The sequence below is a fragment of the Autumnicola patrickiae genome (genome assembly GCF_031846525.1).
Classification (GTDB): Bacteria; Bacteroidota; Bacteroidia; order Flavobacteriales; family Flavobacteriaceae; genus Autumnicola; species Autumnicola patrickiae.
This window is the reverse complement of sequence record NZ_JAVRHM010000078.1, coordinates 1-519: the sequence shown is the minus strand read 5'-3', so window position 1 is coordinate 519 and position 519 is coordinate 1. Positions and strand designations below refer to the sequence as shown.

The window sequence follows — 519 nt, the reverse complement described above, 5'->3', positions numbered from 1 at the left end:
ACTAGCATATTTAAAGGACAGCAGGATTCCTCTGCTTACAGAGTTCGAGGAGTTACTAAATGAAGAACTACAAGAGCCTCTTGGGTTCCCTGACAGTCTTTGGGAGGAACAGCTTCTAAATGAAAAGAGTATACTTCTGGAAATGATCTTAGCTGAGAACCCTCGCCTGGAACAACTCGAACATCAGGCGAGGAGTTTCGAAGAGCAGCTCACTGTAGCCAAAAAAATGGGTTTACCATCTTTTACTCTTGGGGGGACCTATACCAATATTGCTTCAAGAACAGATTTAGACCCGGCTATGGCACTGCCAGACAATGGTCAGGACGCATTTATTTTTCCACAAGTAGGAATACGGGTGCCGCTTTACAGAAATAAGTATAAAGCCATGCGCCAGGAAGCTATTCTGCAGCAAGAGGCAGTGCAGTTGAAAAAGGAAAACCTGGAGAATGAATTGGAGACAAAGCTTGAGCAGTTGTATCGCGATTACGTGGACGCAGTACGAAACGTTGAACTCTACAA

General features: G+C 44.5%; 1 protein-coding gene. It reads left to right on the top strand.

Annotated elements, in window-relative coordinates:
- Positions 1-519, top strand: a 519-nt coding sequence (locus RM549_RS19415; protein ID WP_311687774.1) for a TolC family protein, incomplete at both ends; no start/stop codon positions are given.